Source organism: Micromonospora sp. DT43, assembly GCF_049841645.1.
Classification (GTDB): Bacteria; Actinomycetota; Actinomycetes; order Mycobacteriales; family Micromonosporaceae; genus Micromonospora.
Map to the genome: position 1 here is coordinate 221,020 of NZ_JBNCKR010000001.1, position 19,117 is coordinate 240,136.

At 74.9% G+C, this 19,117-nt stretch carries 9 protein-coding genes; 4 read left to right on the forward strand and 5 right to left on the reverse strand.

Features of this window, described 5'->3' with window-relative positions; all coding sequences use genetic code 11:
• Positions 1-31 precede the first annotated feature (31 nt).
• Genes ACLQ26_RS01080 through ACLQ26_RS01095 form a run of 4 tightly spaced genes read right to left on the reverse strand, consistent with a single transcriptional unit; the run spans position 32 to position 10,029 of the window.
• Positions 32-733 (reverse strand): aspartate/glutamate racemase family protein, encoded by a 702-nt coding sequence (locus ACLQ26_RS01080; RefSeq protein ID WP_425742672.1) that lies wholly within the window; start codon positions 731-733, stop codon positions 32-34.
• On the reverse strand, positions 715-8,025 hold the full coding sequence (locus ACLQ26_RS01085) for an amino acid adenylation domain-containing protein (protein WP_425742673.1): 7,311 nt from the start codon (positions 8,023-8,025) through the stop codon (positions 715-717). The genes ACLQ26_RS01080 and ACLQ26_RS01085 overlap by 19 nt, the downstream gene beginning before the upstream one ends.
• Position 8,026: 1 nt before the next feature.
• The gene (locus ACLQ26_RS01090; protein WP_425742674.1) at positions 8,027-8,248 is read right to left on the reverse strand and encodes an MbtH family protein; all 222 of its coding nucleotides are present in this window, start codon (positions 8,246-8,248) and stop codon (positions 8,027-8,029) included.
• On the reverse strand, positions 8,245-10,029 hold the full coding sequence (locus tag ACLQ26_RS01095; RefSeq protein WP_425742675.1) for a non-ribosomal peptide synthetase: 1,785 nt from the start codon (positions 10,027-10,029) through the stop codon (positions 8,245-8,247). The genes ACLQ26_RS01090 and ACLQ26_RS01095 overlap by 4 nt, the downstream gene beginning before the upstream one ends.
• 152 nt (positions 10,030-10,181) lie before the next feature.
• Between ACLQ26_RS01095 and ACLQ26_RS01100 the strand changes: the two genes are divergently transcribed.
• From ACLQ26_RS01100 to ACLQ26_RS01115, 4 genes are read left to right on the forward strand one after another with little or no spacing between them, the layout of a single operon-like run.
• Positions 10,182-11,705 carry an argininosuccinate lyase gene (locus ACLQ26_RS01100; RefSeq protein ID WP_425742676.1) on the forward strand — a complete coding sequence of 508 codons (1,524 nt, stop codon included), beginning with the start codon at positions 10,182-10,184 and terminating at the stop codon, positions 11,703-11,705.
• 4 nt (positions 11,706-11,709) lie between these two features.
• Complete coding sequence (locus ACLQ26_RS01105; protein WP_425742677.1) at positions 11,710-12,645, forward strand: kinase; 936 nt, start codon at positions 11,710-11,712, stop codon at positions 12,643-12,645.
• A complete protein-coding gene (locus ACLQ26_RS01110) occupies positions 12,645-14,918 on the forward strand; it encodes a pyridoxal-phosphate dependent enzyme (protein WP_425742678.1) in 2,274 nt (757 codons plus the stop codon). The genes ACLQ26_RS01105 and ACLQ26_RS01110 overlap by 1 nt, the downstream gene beginning before the upstream one ends.
• Entirely contained in the window at positions 14,915-15,952 is a 1,038-nt protein-coding gene (locus ACLQ26_RS01115; protein ID WP_425742679.1) for a GntG family PLP-dependent aldolase, read from the forward strand. The genes ACLQ26_RS01110 and ACLQ26_RS01115 overlap by 4 nt, the downstream gene beginning before the upstream one ends.
• On the opposite strand, the gene ACLQ26_RS01120 is transcribed toward ACLQ26_RS01115, so the two are convergent.
• Complete coding sequence (locus ACLQ26_RS01120) at positions 15,939-19,064, reverse strand: amino acid adenylation domain-containing protein (protein ID WP_425742680.1); 3,126 nt, start codon at positions 19,062-19,064, stop codon at positions 15,939-15,941. The two genes, ACLQ26_RS01115 and ACLQ26_RS01120, sit on opposite strands and share 14 nt — an antisense overlap.
• Between the last annotated feature and the right edge of the window lie 53 nt (positions 19,065-19,117).

Consider the following 19,117-nt stretch of genomic DNA (forward strand, 5'->3'; position numbering starts at 1 on the left):
GCATCGGCGGCACCCACCCCGTGCGCTCCGGTCAGCGCCGCGCCGGCAGCGGGCGGCGGGCCAGCACCGCGTCGGCGAGCACCTCTGTCACGTCGACAAGCGGCAGCGGCCCCACGTCGCCGCGCGGGGCGATCACCGGCAGCTCCGTGCACGCCAGCACCACGCAGTCGGCCCCGATCGGCCACGGCCCGGCCGCGATCAGCTCGGCCAGGCCGGCGCGCAGCGTCTCGACCGGCTCACCCCGTTTCACGCCGTCGATGAGCGCGTCCACCCGGCGCTGCGCCGCCGCGCTCGGGTACAGCGGCCGGGTCCCGGCTCGCAGGTGCGGCTCGTACAGCCGCAGCCGGGCGGTCGGGGCGGTGGCCAGGAAGACCGGGCGGCGAAAGCCCCGCCCGGCCAGCACCGCGCCCACCTCGGCCAGCAGATCCAGCACCGGTACGCCCACCGCCCGGGCCACGTCGTCGCGGAAGGCGTGCGTGGTCGCCGACGGGATGACAAGCGCGTCCACACCGGCGGCCTCCAGGTGCTTGGCCGCCCGCAGCAGCGCCGGCACCGGACTGGGCCCGACCCCCCGCAGGTACGCGATGCGGCTGGGCACCCGCTCGGCGACGAGCACCACCTCCAGGTGCTCGTCGTCCTCCACAGCCGGGGTGAGCTGGATGAGGCGCTGGTAGAAGTGGGCGACGGCCAGCGGACCCACCCCACCCACGACGCCTAGTCGGCGGATGTCCAACCCCGCTCCCGCAACGCGTCGGAGATCCGGGCCGCCAGCACTGTCGCGTGCGGCGCGTACACCAGGTCGTGGTGGTTGCCCGGCACCGGCACCACGTACACCGGGCCTCGGGTGCGGGCCCGCCAGCTCGCCGGGTTCACCGGCGGGTTGGTGAGCGTGGGATGCCGCTCGGTGGCCCTGAACAGGTGGATCGGGGCGCGGATCGGCGCGCGTGGCGCGTACCTGTCGGCGGCCCGGCCGTTCGCGGTGAACACCGCCACCATCCGGCGCAGCGTCGCGGTGTCCGCGCCGCGCGGCACCCGGCCCCGCCGCTGCGCGTCGCGGAGCAGGATGGCAAGCGCCTCCTGCTCCTCGGCGGCGGCCAGCTCGGCGACCTGCGCCGGGGCCAGCTCGGCGATCAGCCCGTAGCGTTCCAGCTCGCTGCGCCCGGTGAACCAGGGCTCCAGCTCTTCCCGGCCGAACGCGCGCGCGTCGAGGACGCCGAGGAAGTCGACGGTCTCGCCGGCCGCCTCCAACCGGGCCGCCATCTCGAAGGCCACGTTGCCGCCGAAGGACCAGCCGGCCAGCCGGTACGGCCCGCCCGGTGCCGCCGCGCGGATCTCGTCGACGTACCGCTGGGCCATCTCCTCGATGGCCGTCAGCGGCGGGTCGTCGGTGTTGTAGCCGACCGCCTCGACGCCCCGCACCGGGCAGACCCCGGCCAGCTCCCGGGCGAGCTGCGCGTAGCAGGCCACGTCGCCGCCCTGCGGGTGGACGAGGAACAGCGGCGGCCGCGCGGCGGGCCCGTCGGCCAGCGGCACGAGCAACCGGTCGGTGGCGGCCGCTCCGGTGCCCAGCACGGCGGCGAGCCGTTCCACTGTGGGGTGGGTGAAGACCACGCTGAGCGGCACCGCGACGTCCAGCTCGCCGCGGATCGCCTCGACGAGGTCCACCGCCCGCAGCGAGTGACCGCCGACGGCGAAGAAGTCGTCGCGTACGCCGATCGGGCCGTGGCCGAGGACCCGTTCCCAGATCCGCACCAGGGCCAGCTCCAGGATGTCGCGCGGGGGCAGCGCGTCGACGCGGAGCGCCGGGGAGGGGACCGGCAGCCGGGCCCGGTCCAGCTTGCCGTGCGGGGTCAGCGGCAGCGCGTCAAGCGCCTGGAGCCGCGCCGGCACCGACTGCTCGGGCAGCGTGTCGGCGAGCCGGTCGCGCAGCCCGCCCAGGTCGACGGCACCGTCGACGACCACGTAGCCGGCCAGCTCGCCGTCGTGCACCGCCGCAGCGGCGGCGCGGACCCCCGGGCAGGCGGCCAGGGCGGCCTCCACCTCACCCAGCTCCACCCGGACGCCGCGGATCTTCACCTGCTGGTCCCTGCGGCCGTGGAAGATCAGCCGCCCGTCCGCGCGCCACCGGACCAGGTCGCCGGTGCGGAACAGCCGGGCGCCGGGCGGCCCGAACGGGTCCGGCACGAACCGCTGCGCGGTCAGCCCGGGCGCCCGCTGGTAACCCCGGGCCAACCCCGGCGAACCGAGGTACAGCTCGCCCAGGGCGCCCGGCGGCAGCAGCTCGCCGCGCGGGCCGAGGACGTGGCAGCGTACGTGCGGGATGGGCCGCCCGATCGGCACCGCGCCCACCTCGGCACCCACCTCGTGGTACGTCGAGGTCATCGTGGCCTCGGTCGGCCCGTACTGGTTGACGAGCGCGATGGTGGGGGAGAGCTGCCGGGCGGCACGGACGTGCTGCGCGCCCAGCGCCTCGCCGCTGACCAGGCCGAGTCGCACCGACCCGGCCGCCTCCGGTCGAGCGCCGGCTGCGGTGGCCAGCGCGGTAAGCATCGGCGGCACAAGCGTCAGCAACGCCGTCACCCGGTGCCGCTCGATCGTGGCGAGCAGGGCGTACGGATCGCGCGTCGCACCATCGGGCGGCAGCACCACCCGTCCGCCGACCACCAGCGGGCCGAAGATGTCCCGGATGGACGCGTCGAAGGAGATCGCCGCCAGTTGCAGCACCACGTCCCGGTCGGTCAACCCGATCGGCCCGCTCAGGTACGCCAGGAAGTTGGCGATGCCCCGGTGCGGCGTCGGTACGCCCTTCGGCGCTCCGGTCGACCCGGAGGTGTAGTAGATCGCGGCCCGGTCGTCGGGGTGCGGCACGTGCCCGGGGTCGGTGGACGGCTCGGCGAGCACGGCCGGCCACTCCTCTTCCAGGCAGTACGTCGGCACGCCCTCGGTGGCGGCGGCCGGCCCGCGCCGGGCGAGCGCGTGGCGACAGGTCAGGATCAGCAGGGGAGCGCTGTCCGCGACGAGGTGGGTGAGCCGGCCGGGCGGCGCGGCCGGGTCCATCGCGACGTACGCCCCGCCCGAGCGCAGCACCGCGAGCAGCGCCACCACGAGGTCCGTCGATCGGGGCAGCGCCACGCCGACCACGGTGTCCCGGCCGACGCCGCGCCGACGCAGCCAGCGGGCCAGCCGGTTGGCCCGCCCGTCCAGCTCGGCGTAGGTCAGTGCGGTCGGCGCGGTCGGCGCGGTCGGCGCGGTCGTGGTCCGCTCGTGCGGGCCGGCGCTCGGTGCCGGTGGGTCGTCGACGGGCGTGGCGAGGCACACCGCCACCGCGTCCGGTGTGCGGGCCGCCTGCCGGGCCACCAACTCCGGCAGCGACTGCTGCTCCGGCATCGGCCCGGCGTCGCCGCCCCACTGCGCCAGCAGCCGCCGCTCGGCGGCCGTCGGGCCCAGCTCGGACAGCCGCCGCCGCGGCGCGGCCACCACCGCCTGGACCGTTCGCACGTACGCGGCGGCGAACGCCTCGACGGTCGCCGCGTCGTACAGGTCGGTGGCGTACTCCACGCTGCCGCGCAGCCCGTCCGGGAGCTCCACGACCGACACGTTCAGGTCATACTTGGCCCCACCCGGGCCGAGGTCCACCGCGTCCACGCCGACGCCGGGCAGCCGCAGCGCCGCGCTGTCGCTCTCCTCCGGGCGGAAGCCCACCTGGAACAGCGGGTTACGCGACGGGTCCCGGGCGACCCGCAGCTCCTCGACCAGCCGCTCGAACGGCACGTCCCGGTGCGAGAAGTCGACGGCGGCAGCCCGCCGCACCCGATCCAGCAGCCCGGCGAAGGTCGGGTCGCCGCCGACGTCGCCGCGCAGCACAAGCGTGTTGACGAAACAGCCGACCACCGGCTCCAGCTCGGCGTCGTCCCGGCCGGCCACCGGCGTGCCCACCACCACGTCGTCCTGGCCGGTGAAGCGGGCGAGCACCACCTGGAAGGCGGCGAGCAGGGCCATGAAGGTCGTCGCGCCGGAGTGCCGGGCCAGCTCCCGTACCGCCCGCGCGGTCTCGGCGGGCACCGTGAAGTCCACCCGGTCACCCCGCCCCGACCAGGTCGCCGGCCGGGGCCGGTCGGTGGGCGGCGAGCAGTGCGGCAGGTCGGCGAGCCGGGCCCGCCAGTGGTCGAGCTGGTCGGCGAACGCCGCCGGGCCGCGCCGCTGCTGCCAGTAGGCGTAGTCGGCGTACGTCAGCGGCAGCGCCGGCAGCTCCGGCACCCGGCCGGCGGCGAGTGCCGCGTACGCGGTGCCGACCTCCCGCCACAGCACCCGCAGCGACCAGCCGTCCACGGCCGCGTGATGCAGCACGAGCACCACCGTGTGGTCGTCGTCGGCGACCCGGACGACCCGGGCCCGGGCCTGCGGGCCGCTCGCCAGGTCGAACGGTCGAGCCGCGTCCGTGGCGGCGAGCCGGAGCACCGCGGCGTCCTCGGCGTCGGGCAGGTCGGTGCGCACCACCTCGCACGGCGGGCCGGGGATCTGCCGGTCGGCGACGCCGTCGGCGACGAACCGAGCGCCAAGCGCGTCGTGCCGGGCCAGCACCGTGCGCAGCGCCCCGGCCAGCGCCGACGTCGACAGCGGCCCGCGCAGGCGCAGCACACTGGGAACCAGGTAGCTGCCGTCGTCCGGGTGGAGGCGGTCGAGGAACCACAGCCGGCGCTGCGCGTACGACAGCGGAGCGGCCGCCCCGACCGGCCGGGCGGTCAGCGGCGGACGGCCGGCGGCGGCCCTGTCGACGTGGCCGGCGGCCCCCCGGCCGGTGTCGTCGGCGGCCCCTTCCGACCGGGCGGTGCTGGTGGCGGTGTCGGCTGGTCGGACGCTGAGCGTGGCGGCCAGCTCGGCCGGCGTGGGGTGGGTGAACAGGGTCCGCAGGGACACGTCCACGCCGGTCGCCGCGCGCAGCCGGCCAGCCACCTGCAACGCGCGCAGCGAGTGCCCGCCCAGCTGGAAGAAGTCGTCCCGCACGCCGATCCGGTCGCGGCCGAGCACCGCCGTCCAGGTGTCCACCACCAGGCGTTCCAGGTCGGTCCGCGGCGCGACGTGCCCGAGCCCGGCCGGGCGTACGTCAGGTGGGGGCAGCGCGGACCGGTCCACCTTGCGGTTGGGGCTGAGCGGCAGCTCCGGCAGCTCGACCACGATGCCGGGCACGAACGCGTCGGGCAGGGTGCCGCGCAGGTGCGCCCGCAGCGTCGCCACGTCCAGGGGCGCGTCGCGCCACACCACGTACCCGACGAGCTGCCGGTCGGCGTCCTCGCCCCACGTGGTCACCGCCGCGCCGGCCACCGCCGGGTGCGCGGCCAGAGCCGCCTCCACCTCGCCCAGCTCGATCCGGTTGCCGCGCACCTTCACCTGCGTGTCCGCCCGGCCGACGAACTCGATGGTCCCGTCCGGGCGCAGCCGGGCCAGGTCGCCGCTGCGGTAGAGCCGGCCGCCGGAGCCGAACGGGTCCGGCAGGTAACGCTCGGCGGTCAACCGGGGCTGCCCGGCGTACCCGCGACCGACCCCCACCCCGCCGACGTACACCTCGCCGAGCACCCCGACCGGGACCGGCCGCAGCGCCGGATCCAGCACGTACACCGTGTTGTTGGGCAGTGGTCGGCCGATAGGCATCGGCCGGTCCGGTTGGACGGCGTGCACCTCGTACGCCGTGCACCAGACAGTCGTCTCGGTCGGCCCGTACAGGCACCAGAACCGGGGCACCCGGCCGAGCAGCGCGGCGGCCAGCGTGCTCGGCACCGTCTCGCCGGACGCGCCGGCCCGTAGGTCCCCGCCGGTCCACCCGGCGTCGACGAGCATCCGCCACATCGTCGGCGTGGTCTGCATGACTGTGACGCCGCCACCCGCCAGCAGCGCGGCGAGCGCCACGCCGTCGGTGGCCGTCCGGCGCGACGCCAGCAGCACCGTCGCGCCGACGGTGAGCGGGCTGAGCAGCTCCGGCAGGGACAGGTCGAAGGCGTGCGAGGCGACGGCGGCCACCACGTCGGTGTCGGTGACCTCGAAGAGCCGCACGAACGCCGCAGTCAGGTTGACGATCGCCCGGTGCGGCACCATCACGCCCTTGGGCCGGCCGGTGGAGCCGGACGTGTAGATCAGGTAGGCCAGGTCGTCCGGCCCGGTGGCGGTCGTCGGCGGGGTGTCCGGCAGCCCGGCGAGCCGGTCGTCCGCCAGGTCGAGGCGCAGCAACCGCGGGCCGGGCGGGGCGCCGAGCCGGTCCCACACCGCACCGGTGGTCAGCAGCAGCCGCGCCGCGCTGTCGGCGAGGACGTGCCGGACCCGGTCGGCGGGGTGGTCCGGGTCGACAGGCACGTACGCGCCGCCGGCCTTGAGGACGGCGACAAGCGCGACCACCAGCTCCGGCGTGCGATCCAGGCAGACGCCCACCGTGACGTCGGGACCGACGCCGTTGTCGACGAGCAGGTGCGCCAGCCGATTGGCGCGTCGCTCCAGCTCACCGTAGGTCAGGTCGACACCGTCGCAGCGGACGGCGACTCCGGCCGGGAAGCGCCGGGCCCGGTCGCCGATCAGGTCGGCGAGCAGCCGGTCGTGCGGGTACGCGGCGCGGGTGTCGTTCCACTCCTCGGTGATCCGGGCGTGCTCGGCGGGTGGCAGCACCGCCAGCGCGGCGACCGGGCTGCCGGGGTGGGCCACCGCGTCGGCGAGCAGGCACAGGTAGCTGTCGACCAGACGTGCCACGGTGGTCGGCTCGAACAGATCGGTGGCGTACTCGACGAAGCCGGTCAGCCGGCCCTCGCGGCGGGTCAGCACCAGTTCGATGTCGAACTTCACCGTGCCGGTGCCGACCGGCACCGGCTCGACCACGCAGCCGGGCAGCTCGAACGGGGTGGTCTCCTCGTCCTGCACTGTGAACATGGCTTGGAACAGCGGATTGCGGGACATGTCCCGGGTCGGGCGCAGCTCCTCGACGAGCCGTTCGAACGGCACGTCGCGGTGCTCGTGGGCGTCGACGACGGCGTCGCGTACGTCGTTGAGCAGCGCCGCGAACGGCCGCTGGGGACGCACCTGCGACCGGATCACCACAGTGGTGCCGAAGAACCCGACCACCGACTCCAGCTCGGGGTGTTCGCGGTCGGCGAAGAGGGTGCCGACGGCGACGTCGGTACGGCCACCGAAGCGGTGCAGCACGGCCGTGTACCCGGCCAGCAGCGCGTGGAACAGCGTCACCCCGTGCCGGGTGGCCAGCTCCCGCACCCCGTCGGCGAGCGCGTCGGGCACCGCGAAGTCGTACCTGTCGCCCCGGCCGCTGAACACCGGCGGCCGAGGATGGTCGGTCGGCAGCTCCAACGGCGACAACCCGGCCAGCCGCTGCCGCCAGTAGTCGAGCTGCCTGGTCAGCCGCTCGCCGCGCAGCTGCTCGCGCTGCTGGTACGCGTGGTCCACGTACCGCACGGGCAGCTCCGGCAGGGCCGGCACGGCGCCCGCCAGCAGGGCCCGGTACGCCGCGGCCAGCTCGGCCCAGAGCAGCGCCATCGACCAGCCGTCCACCGCGATGTGGTGGACCACGAGCACCACGTACCACTCGGCGTCGCCGGCGGTCAGCAGCTCGACGCGCAGCGGCAGCCCCGCGGCCAGGTCGAAGGGTTGCCGGACCAGCTCCCGGGCGCGGGCCAACGGGTCCGTGACGGTGGCGACGGCGACCGGAATCACGCCCAGCTCACGCGGCACCGGCCGGGGTCGACCGTCCACCTCGGGGTAGCTGGTGCGCAGCACCTCGTGGCGCTCCAGCACGATGCCGAACGCGAGCCGCAGCGCGGCGGCGTCGAGGGGACCGCGGACCCGCAGCACCTCGGCGACGTTGTAGTCGGGTGCGCCGTCGAGGATCCGGTCGGCCAACCACACCGACTCCTGTCCCGGTGAGGTGACGAGCGCGTCGTCGGGGCAGCGGGGCAGGGTAGGCGACGGCGCGGCCCGGCTCGCCTCGCGTGCCGCGCGTAGCCGTTGGGCCAGCAGCTCCGCCGTGCTCGACACGTCAGGCCACGTCGTCCGGCTCGCCGTCCAGGTGCCGCCGCAGGCTCACCGGCCGCATGTCCACCCAGACCCGCTCGACGTGGTCGAGGCACTCCTCGCGGCTGCCGGTGGTGCCCTCGGCCCGCCAGCCCGCCGGCACCGGCCGCTCGGCCGGCCAGATCGAGTACTGCTCCTCGTGGTTGACCACGACGCTGTACGACAGCTCGTCGGTTTCGTCAGTCACCGCGCTGCTCCCTCCAGGTCCGCAAGCACGAGCCGTTCCAGCTCCGCCGCGGACGCCGCGATCGTCGGATGGTCGAAGATCAGCCGCAGCGGGATGTCCAGGCCGAACGCCTGCCGCAACCGGCTGAGGACGCGCACGGCGAGCAGCGAGTGCCCGCCGGCGGCGAAGAAGTCCTGGTCGACGCCGACCCGGTCGACGCCGAGCACCGCGCACCAGATCTCCGCGACGGTCTCCTCGGTGACCGTCCGGGGCGCCAACAGCGCGCCGTCGTCCCCGGGCGTCGGCAGGGCGGCCAGCGCGGCCCTATCGACCTTGCCGTTGGGGTGCAGCGGCAGCCGGTCCAGCACGGTCAGGTGGGTCGGCACGGCGTAGCTGGTCAGCACCGTACGCAGGTGGGCGCGCACGTCGTCGACCGAGCAGCGGCCGGCCTGCCGGGGGACCAGGTAGGCGGCGAGGTGTTTCGTGCCGGTGCCGAGCGCGAGCACCACCGCGTCGGCGACCTGCGGGTGGCCACGCAGCGCGGTCTCCACCTCGCCCAGCTCGATCCGTACACCGCGGATCTTGACCTGGTGGTCGACCCGGTCGACGAAGGCCAGCGTCCCGTCGGGACGCTGCGCGCCGCGGTCGCCGGTGCGGTACATCCGGGCGCCGAAGCCGTCCGGGTCGGGCACGAACGCCGCCGCGGTGCGTCGCGGGTCGCCCCGGTAGCCGCGGGCCAGCCCGACGCCGCCGATGCACAGCTCGCCGACGTCGCCGCCGCGGACCGGGTGGTGCCGGGCGTCGCGCACGGTGACCCGGTTGCCGGTCATCGGCTGACCGATGGGCACGCTCGCGCCGTCGGCGAGGCCGTCGGCGGGCCTGCAGATGTGGTACGTCGAGTCGATCGACACCTCGGTGGCGCCCCAGGTGTTGTCCAGCGAGACCCCGTCGGTAAACCGCGCGAAGAACCGCCGCACCAGCTCCGGGCGCAGCGCCTCGCCGCTGCACAGCACACTGCGCAGGCCGGTCAGCCCGGCCACGTCGGCGTCGGTGAGGGTCTCCAGGAACAGGTCGAACATGCTCGGGACGAACTGCAGGTGCACGACCTCGTGCCGGATCGCCGCGTCGATGATGGCGCGCGGGTCGCGGTGCGCCCCGGGGGCCAGCATGGCCACCCGCCCGCCGACCAGCAGCGGCCACAGCAGCTCGACCGCCGCGTCGTCGAAGGTCAGCGTGGTCTTCTGCAGGACCGTCTCGCCGGGCTGGAGGTGGTGCCGCTCCTGCATCCAGCGCATCCGGTTGGCCCAGCCGCCGTGCGTGCAGGCGACGCCCTTGGGTCGGCCGGTCGAGCCGGAGGTGTAGTAGATCGCGCAGAGCTGGTCCGGGTGCGGCGGCGTCGGAGCGAGCGGAGTGCCGCCGGTGGGCGTGGCGTCGGGGAGCACGGCGACCCGGCCGGCGGCGCGCACCTCCCCGGCCAGGGACGGCCCCACCACGCAGACCGTCGCGGCGGCGTCGGTCAGGATCGCCTCCCGCCGGGCCGCGGGTGTCTCCGGCTCGATCGGCACGTACGCGCCGCCGGCCCGCAGCACCGCCAGCACGGCGGTCACCATGTGCGCCGACCGGTCGAGGATGAGCCCGACGGGCTGGTCGGCCCGTACGCCCGCCTCGCGCAGCGCGGCGGACAGATCGCCCACCCGCCGGTCCAGCGTCGCGTAGTCAAGCGTCCCGCCGTCGTCCACCACGGCCGGCGCCGACGGTGTCCGGTGGGCCTGTCGCGCGAACATCTCGTCCAGTGACGTCACGGCACCTCCTCGCCGGCAGCCACGGTGCCAGAGCCCGCTATCGATGCGCTTTCGCCGCGGTATGTCGCCCGGCCGGCGAATATCGACAGGGGTTGTCACGTCGCCGCGGGCGTGGGTATGTTTCTGCCGCCGGCGCAACGGGGAGGCCGATCGTGAACAGCAGCGCGCCGTCCGGCCTGACCGGGCGGATCGACGAGCCACCCGGCCGGCTCCTCCACGACGAGGTGCTGGCGCCGCAGTTCCGCTTCGAGGTCGAGCACCTGCTCCCGTCGTACGTGGCGGTGGAGAAGGTGCTGGCCCTGGAATACCAGCGGATGGGGCTGCTCACCGCCGACCAGGCGGCGGCCGTGGCGGTCGGCCTGGACAGCGCCCGCCCGGCCGCGCTCACCGCCGATCCGGCGGCCAACCTGTCGGATCTCGCGTTCGCCCTGGAGCGGCACGTCGAGGCGGCGCTTGCCGAGCCGCTGCCGCTGTGGCACGTCGACCGCAGCCGCAACGACCTCCAGGCCACCGCCCAACTGCTGTTCGCCCGCCAGCAGGTGGTCGGGGTGGCGCAGGCGCTGCTCGGGTTGGGGGCCAGCCTGCACCGGCGGGCTGGTGAGCACACCACAAGCCCGATGCCCGGCTACACCCACTTCCAGGCCGCCCAGGTGATCACGCCGGGCTTCCACCTGGCCGCGTTCTCCGGGCACGTGCTGCACACCCTGCGCCGGCTGCTGAGCACGTACGACGCGATCGACGCCTGCCCGCTCGGCGCGGGCGCGATGGCCGGTCAGGACCTCCCGTGGGATCGGGACCGGATGGCGCGACTACTCGGCTTCCGGGCGGCCCAGCCGCACGCGCTGACCGCCGTGGCGTCCCGACGCTGGGTGCTGGAGGTCACCGCCGAGCTGTCCCTGTTCGGCGCGGAGACCAGCCGGTTCGTCACCGACCTGATCACCTGGGGTGGCAGCGACCTCGGTTTCCTCGATCTGCCCGACGAGCTGAGCGGCATCTCCTCGGCGATGCCGCAGAAGAAGAACTTCCCGATCCTGGAACGGATCCGGGGCCGCTCGGCGCACCTGGGCGCGTTCCACACCGACGCGCTGCTCGGCCAGCGCAACACCCCGTACGCCAACCTCGTCGAGGTGTCCAAGGAGGCCGGCGCCCACCTGCACACCGCGATCGACGCCACCCGTTCGCTGCTGCGGCTGCTCACCGCCGTGGTGGACGGTCTGCGCTTCCGGACCGAGCGGATGCTCGCCGCCTGTGAGCGGGAGTTCCTGGGCGGGTTCGCGCTCGCCAACCTGCTGACCCTGCGCGAGGGCGTGCCGTGGCGGCGGGCACAGGTGCTCGCCGGCCGGTACGTGGTGGCCGCGGCGGCGACCGGTCGGGCGCCCCGCGACACCGACCCGGAGCTGCTGGCGGCCACCACCGCCGCCGAGGGTTACCGGCTGGCCGATCCGGCGACGCTGCTGCGCGAGGCGTTCGACGTGCACGCCGGGCTGGCCGCGCGGCGGACCGCTGGCTCGACCCGACCCTCCGCGGTGACCGAGCTGCTGGCGACGCAGACGCTCGACTACGACGAGTTGCGCGCGCAGTGGGCGCGGCGGGCCGCGACCGACCGGGCGGCGATCGAGGAGACCGATCGCCTGCTGGGGCTGGTCCCGGCGGGCGCGGGCCACGGGATCGGCTGACGCGATGGGGGAGGGGGCGTGCACCGCCGACCGGGACGCGCTGCTGGCTGCCACCGGCCGGCTCGGCGTCGGCACCGCGTTCGGCACCTTCGGGGAGCTGTTGCAGGGCGTCCTGCCCGACGCGGACCGGGACTTCCTGGTGACGTTCCCGATGGCGCAGTGGGCCACCGCCACGTTCTGGCCGACGAACGAGCTGGACCACATCCGCGTCTTCCCGCAGCACAAGCGCAAGTCGGCCCGGCTGGCCGCCACCATCATGGAGCTGTTCGGCCTGTCCGGCGGCGGCGTGCTGGAGCTGGGTGGCGAGCTGGCCGAGGGGAAGGGCTTCGCCAGCTCGTCGGCGGACCTGGTGGCCACCGCGAGGGCGGTCGGGGACGCGTTCGGCATGCCGCTGAGCGAACGCACCATCGAGTCGCTGCTGCGCCAGATCGAGCCCTCCGACGGCGTCATGTACGACGGGGTCGTCGCCTTCTACCACCGGGAGGTGCGGCTGCGCGAACGCATCGGCGTGCTGCCCCCGCTCACCGTGGTGGCCCACGACGAGGGCGGCGCGGTGGACACGATCCGCTTCAACCGCATTCCGAAGCCGTTCGACGACGCCGACAAGCAGGAGTACGCCCGGCTGCTCGCCGCGCTCACCGCGGCCGTCCGCGCCGGTGACCTGCCCGCCGTCGGCCGGGTCACCACCCGCAGCGCGGTGCTGAACGGCAAGCTGCGTCCCCGCCGGCACTTCGACGTGCTGCACCGGCTCTGCCGCGAGGTGGACGGCTACGGCCTGGTCATCGCGCACAGCGGCACCGCCCTCGGCGTCCTGCTCGGCGAGGACGACCCGGAGCGCGCCGCGAAGATCGACCATGTGCGCGTCGCCTGCGCCGCGCTGCCCGGCCAGGTGACCGTGCACCGGTCGCTCGGCGCCGACGAGCTCTCCGGGGGCGGCTGATGCGCTTCGACCACGTCCGCGACGCCATCGGCCACACCCCGCTGGTCCGGCTGCGGATGCCCGCCGCGCCGGCCGTCGAGGTGTACGCGAAGCTGGAGTCGCAGAACCTGTACGGGATGAAGGACCGGGTCGCCCGCGCCATGATCCTGGAGGCTCGCCGGTTGGGTGTGCTCGCCGACGGCGACCCGGTGGTGGAGAGTTCGTCGGGGACGATGGCACTCGGCGTGGCCCTGGTCGGCCGGTCGCTCGGGCACCCGGTGCACATCGTCACCGACCCCCGGATCGACCGGGTGACGCTGGCGAAGCTGCGCGCGCTCGGCTGCGAGGTGCACGTCGTGTCGGCGATGACGTCGCACGGCTGGCAGAGCGCCCGCATCGAGCGGCTGCAGGAGCTGCTGACCGGGTTGCCCGGGGCGTTCTGGCCGCAGCAGTACAGCAATCCGGACAACCCCGGTGCGTACCGGTGGCTGGCCGACGAGCTGTTCGCCGACCTCGGCCCGTTCGACGTGCTGGTCGGCTCGGTGGGCAGCGGCGGGTCGCTCTGCGGCAGCTCCCGGGCGCTGCGCCGCAGCCTGCCCGACCTGCGGGTGGTCGGCGTGGACTGCGTGGGCAGCATGCTGTTCGGCCAGCCGGATCAGCCGGGGCGTCTGCAGAGCGGCCTGGGCAACAGCCTCCTGCCGAAGAACCTGGACCGCCGGCTGGTCGACGAGGTGCACTGGCTCAACGACCACGAGGCGTTCGCGGCCACCCGGGACCTGGCCCGTGAGCAGCAGATCTTCGCCGGCAACACGTCCGGCTCGGTCTACCGGGTGCTGCACGACGTGGCCCGCCGTACGCCGCCCGGCGGCCGGGTGGTCGGCATCTTCCCCGACCGCGGTGACAGGTACGCCGACACCGTCTACGACGACGACTACTGGGCCGCCACCGGGCTGACCGCGCTGCCGCTTGCCGCCGAGCCGGCGGTGGTCGAGCCGGACACAGTTGTCACGTCGTGGTCGCGGGCCGCCCTCGCCCCGCCGACCGGCCGGCGGCGCCTGCTCTTCGTCGAGTCCAACACCACAGGCACCGGGATGCTCGCCCTGCGCCGCGCCGCCGACCTGGGCTTCGACCCGGTGCTGCTGACGGCCGACCCGACCCGCTACGCCGGATTGGCCGATACGGCCGCCGAGGTGGCGGTCTGCGACACCGGGTCGGTCCCCGCGCTGCGCGCGTTCGTGCAGGCCCGCTGTCGCCGGGACGAGGTGGCCGGGGTGACAAGCACCAGCGACTTCTTCGTTCCGGCGGTGGCCGAGCTGGCCGGCTGGCTCGGTCTACCCGGCAACCCCGTCGACGCGGTGCTGACCTGCCGGGACAAGGGCCGGCTGCGGGCGGCGCTGGACGCCGCCGGGGTGCGCCAACCCCGACACGTGCTGGTCGAGGAGGCCCCGGACGACACGCTCGCCGCCCGGATCGCCGCAGCGGTCGACCACGTCGGTATGCCCTGCGTGGTGAAGCCTGTCGACGACTCCGGGTCCAACGGCGTCCGGCTCTGCGCCACGACGGCCGAGGCGCTGGCCCAGGCCGAGCGCGTCCTCGCCGTACGCCACAACGTGCGTGGCCTGCCCACGGCCCGGCGGGTGCTGGTGGAGGAGTACCTGGACGGGCCGGAGGTGAGCGTGGAGCTGTTCGGCACGGGTGACGCCCAGCACTGCCTGGGCATCACCGACAAGCAGGTCGATCCGCCGCCGCACTTCGTGGAGCGGCAGCACATGTTCCCGGCGGGGCTGTCCCCGACGGTCGCCACGGAGGTGGCCGACCTGGTCCGCCACGCGCTGGGCGTGGTCGGCATGCGCGTCGGCGCCACCCACACCGAGGTGCGGCTCACCCCGGCCGGGCCCGCCCTGATCGAGATCAACCCGCGGCCGGCCGGCGGCATGATCCCCGAACTGATTCGGGTCGCGACAGGTGTGGAGCTGCTCGACCAGCAACTGCGCGCGGCCACCGGCCTGCCGGTGACGCTCACCCCGACCAGCAAGGGGTACGCGGGCATCCGCTTCCTGACCGTCGATTGCCCCGGCACCCTGGCCGGTGTGGACGGGGTGGACCGGGCCGGCCGCTGCCCGGGGGTGCTGCGGGTGACAGTCACCGCCCGCGCGGGCACGCCGGTGCGACCGCCGGAGAACGCGTACGACCGGGTGGGGCACGTTATCGCCGTCGGAGACGACGCCGGGCAGGTGATCGCCGCCCTGGCCGAGGCCACCGACAGGCTCACGGTCCGGGTGGACGTGCCGTGATCGAGCTGCGCAGCGACACCTTCACCCTGCCCACCCCGGCGATGCGCGACGCGATGGCCCGAGCGCCGCTCGGCGACGACGTGTACGCCGAGGACCCGACCGTCCGTGAGCTGGAGGAACTGGCCGCGTCCACGTTGGGCAAGCAGGCCGCCTGCCTGACCCCGAGCGGCACCATGGCCAACCTGGCGACGATCATGGCGCACGCGCCGCGCGGCGCGGCCATGCTGGTGGGCGCGGAGAGCGACATCTACATCTACGAGGCCGGCGGCGCGGCGGTCTGCGGTGGGGTGACGTACCTGCCGGTGCCGAACCAGCCCGACGGCCGGCTGCTGCTGACCGACCTGGCCGCCGGGTTCCCCGAGGACCCGGACGATCCGCAGTTCGCCGTGCCCGCGCTGATCTGCCTGGAGAACACGCAGAACCGCTGCGGCGGGGCCATCCTGCCGCTGCCCTACCTGGCCGAGGTCCGCCGGTTCGCCGACGAGCGTGGGGTGCCGGTGCACCTCGACGGCGCGCGGATCTTCAACGCGGCCGTCGGGTCGGGCGTCGACGTCGCCGAGATCGCCCGGCACGCCGACTCGGTGCAGTTCTGCCTCTCCAAGGGGCTCGGCGCGCCGATCGGCTCGGTGGTGGTCGGCGACGCCTACCTCATCGAACGGGTGCGTCGGGTGCGCAAGATGCTCGGCGGCGGAATGCGCCAGGCCGGCATCATCGCGGCGGCCGGCATCATCGCCATCCGCGAGCACGGCCGGCTCGCCGAGGACCACGCGAACGCCCGCCGGCTCGCCGAGGGACTCGCCACCATCGACGGGGTCGAGGTCGACCCGGCGTCCGTGCAGACGAACATCGTCATGTTCCGGGTGCCGGAGCATCGGCTGACCCGGGCGCGGTTCCTCGCCGAGGCGCACGCCGCCGGGGTGGCGCTTGCCGAGTTGGGGCACGGTCGCGTCCGCGCGGTCACCCACTCGGGAGTGGCCGGCGCGGACGTCGACCGCGCGCTCACGGTGATCGACGCGGTGCTCAACGGCTCCTGAGCGCGGCCCGCACCTCGCCGGTCGTCGCGTCCGGGTCGGCCGCCACGATCTCCAACACGCGGCGCAGGTCGGCAAGCAACAGCCCGCCCTGCGCCGGGCTCAGCGCGTCGCCCTCGATCAGCAGGCGCAGCACCAACTCCGGGGTCGGCTCCACCACGAGGGTGAGCGGGTAACCCGTGCTCTCCACCACGTCCACGGGTAACAGCGCCGCCGGCAGCGGCGGGTGGTTCTGGAAGACCACGATGCTGTGGAACAGCGGTGTCCCCGGTGGCACCTCGCCGGCCCGGGTGATGTCGGTGAGCGACTGGTGCTCGTACTCCCGGGTGGTGACCTGCTGGGCCTGCACGGCCCGGACCGTCTCGGCGAAGGTCGCGCCGGGGTCGAACCGCACCCGCAGCGGCACCGTGTTGATCAGCAGGCCGACGATGGCGTCCGCGCCGGGGAGGTCGTCGGGCCGGCCGGCGACAGTCACGCCGACCACCACGTCGTCGCGGTCGGCGTGGCCGGCCAGGACCAGCGCCCACGCGCCGAGCGTCACCGCGTACGGCGTCACACCGGTGGCCGCGGCCCGGGTGGCCAGCGCGGTCCGCAGGTGGCCGGTGAGGGTCAGCCGTGCGACACGGGTGCCCGGCAACCCCACCTGCGGTGCGGCGTCGACCGGCGGATCCGCGGTGGCCGGGTCGTCCGGCGCGGGCACCGGCGGCCGGGGTAGCGGGGTGGGCTCCGGAAAGCCGGCGAGCAACCGTTTCCAGTAGTCGGTCGACCGGTCCGCGGCGGCCAGCCAGCGCAGGTGCCGCCGCAACGGCGCCACCGGCTCGCGTCGCCCGTCCAGCACCTCGGCGAGCAGGACGGCCAGGCTCCACCCGTCGAGCAGCAGATGGTGGAAGGTGAGCACCAGGTCGACGTGGTCCGCCGCCCGGACGACTGTGAGCCGTACCGGCGGCGCGGCAGTCAGGTCGAGCCCGGCGCGGCGCTCGTCGGCCAGCAGCCGCTGCGTGTCGACGGGCCCGTCGAGCACCCGCACGTCCGGCGGGTGGCCCTCGTGCACGAGCTGCACCGGCTCGGGGACGTCGTCCCACCGGACTGTCGTCCGCAGCGCCGGGTGCCGGCGTACCGCCTCCCGCCACGCGTCGGCAAGCGCGGTCACGTCCACCGGTCGGGCCAGCCGGTAGACGTGCTGCTGGAGGTAGTCCGCCTCGCCGGGCGAGAGCAGGGTGTGAAACAGCATGCCCTCCTGCATCGGGGTCAGCGGGTACGCGTCGACGAGCCGCGCCGGGCCGGCCGGCGGCCCCGCCACCAGCGTCGGGTCGACCGGGCACAGCGCGAACGGCGGGCCGTCCCACCGCGCCGGGTCGAGCACCGCCGCCGGACCGGCCACCGTCACGTGCGGCGCGAGCTCGGCCACCGTCGGGTACGCGAACAGATGTCGAGTGGTCACCTCGAGCCCGGCCCGGCGGGCCAGCGCCACCACCCGCATGGCCAGCACCGAGTCACCGCCGAGGGCGAAGAAGTCGTCGTCGGGGTCCACCCGGCCCCGCTCCAGCGCCTGTGCCCAGAGCGCGGCCAGCTGGGCGGGCACCCCGTCTGCCGGCGGGTCGGCCGGCGGCGATTCGTCGGCCGGTGGCGCGGGCAACGCCCGACGGTCGGTCTTGCCGCTCGGCGTGACCGGAAGGTGGTCCAGGCGCACGAACAGCGCGGGCACCATGTAGTCCGGCAGGCGGCGGGCCAACCAGGCGCGCAGCTCGGCCACCGGGCAACCGGGCGGGGCCACGTACGCGACCAACCGTGGATGCCCGGACGCGAGGTGCCCGACGGTCACCGCGGCCTCGCGCACCCCCTCGTGCTCCAGCAGCGTCTGCTCGATCTCGCCCAGCTCGACGCGGTTGCCGCGGATCTTCACCTGCCCGTCGCGGCGGCCCACGAAGTCGAACTCGCCGTTCGGCAGCCGACGGGCCAGGTCGCCGGTGCGGTAGAGCCGGCCGGAGCCGCCGGGATCGGGCACGAACGCCTCGGCCGTCAAGGCCGGCCGGCGGTGATAGCCGCGGGCCAGGCCGATCCCACCGATGTACAGCTCGCCGACGACACCGGTGGGCGTCGGGGCCAGGTCGTCGTCAAGCACGTGCAGGCTGACGTTGGCGATCGGTGCGCCGATCGGCACGCTCGCCCCGTCGAGCGGTGGGCGGACCCGGTGGGCGGAGACGTCCACCGACGCCTCCGTCGGGCCGTACAGGTTGTGCAGGTCCCCGGGGAGCCGCCGGGTCGCCTCCCGGGCCAGGGCCACAGGAAGGGCCTCGCCGCTGCACATCACCCGGCGCAGCGTCGGCAGGGCGGGCAGGTCGGGCTCGGCCAGGAACTGCGCCAGCATCGTCGGAACGAAGTGCAGCGTGGTCACACCCCGCTCGACGATCGTCGCCGCCAGGTAGGCGGGGTCGCGGTGCCCTCCCGGTCGGGCGAGCGCCAGCCGGGCACCGGCGGCCAGCGGCCAGAAGAACTCCCACACCGACACGTCGAAGCCGTACGGGGTCTTCTGCAACACCACGTCGTCGGCGCGCAGCCGATAGGTGTCCTGCATCCAGCGGATCCGGTTGACGATGCCCCGGTGCGGCACGCACACGCCCTTCGGCCGACCTGTCGAGCCGGACGTGTAGATGAGGTAGGCGAGGCTGTCCGGGCTGGCCCGGGGCGGTGGCGGGGTGGCCGGCCACCGCTGCGCCGAGTCGTCGTCGATGACGCACCACCGTGTCGCGGCCACGCCGGGGATCCGGTCGAGGAGGTGCCGCTGGGCCAGCACCACCGGCGGGTCGGCGTCGTCGAGCTGGTAGCCCAGCCGTTCGGCGGGCAGATCGGGATCGAGCGGCACGTACGCGCCGCCGGCCACCAGCACCCCGAGCAGCGCGACGACCAGGTCCACACCGCGCTCGGCGACCACCCCGACGGGAGTGTCCACATCGACCCCGTGCTCCCGCAGGCGATGGGCCAGCCGGTTGGCGCGGCCCACCAGTTCGGCGTAGCGAAGCATCCCGTCGTCGGCCAGCACGGCCACCGCGTCGGGCGTCCGGGCTGCCTGCTCGGTCACCAGATCGTGCAGGCACCTGTCGTCGGCTCGCGGCACGCCGGTAGTCCAGCACAGCGCGCTGTCGGCGAGCTTTCGATCGGCTATCCCCG

Excerpts from the sequence above, each read along its gene's own strand:
- ACLQ26_RS01105 (WP_425742677.1), top strand. The coding sequence starts at position 11,710 with ATGGGGGAGGGGGCGTGCACCGCCGACCGGGACGCGCTGCTGGCTGCC.
- ACLQ26_RS01110 (WP_425742678.1), top strand. The coding sequence starts at position 12,645 with ATGCGCTTCGACCACGTCCGCGACGCCATCGGCCACACCCCGCTGGTC.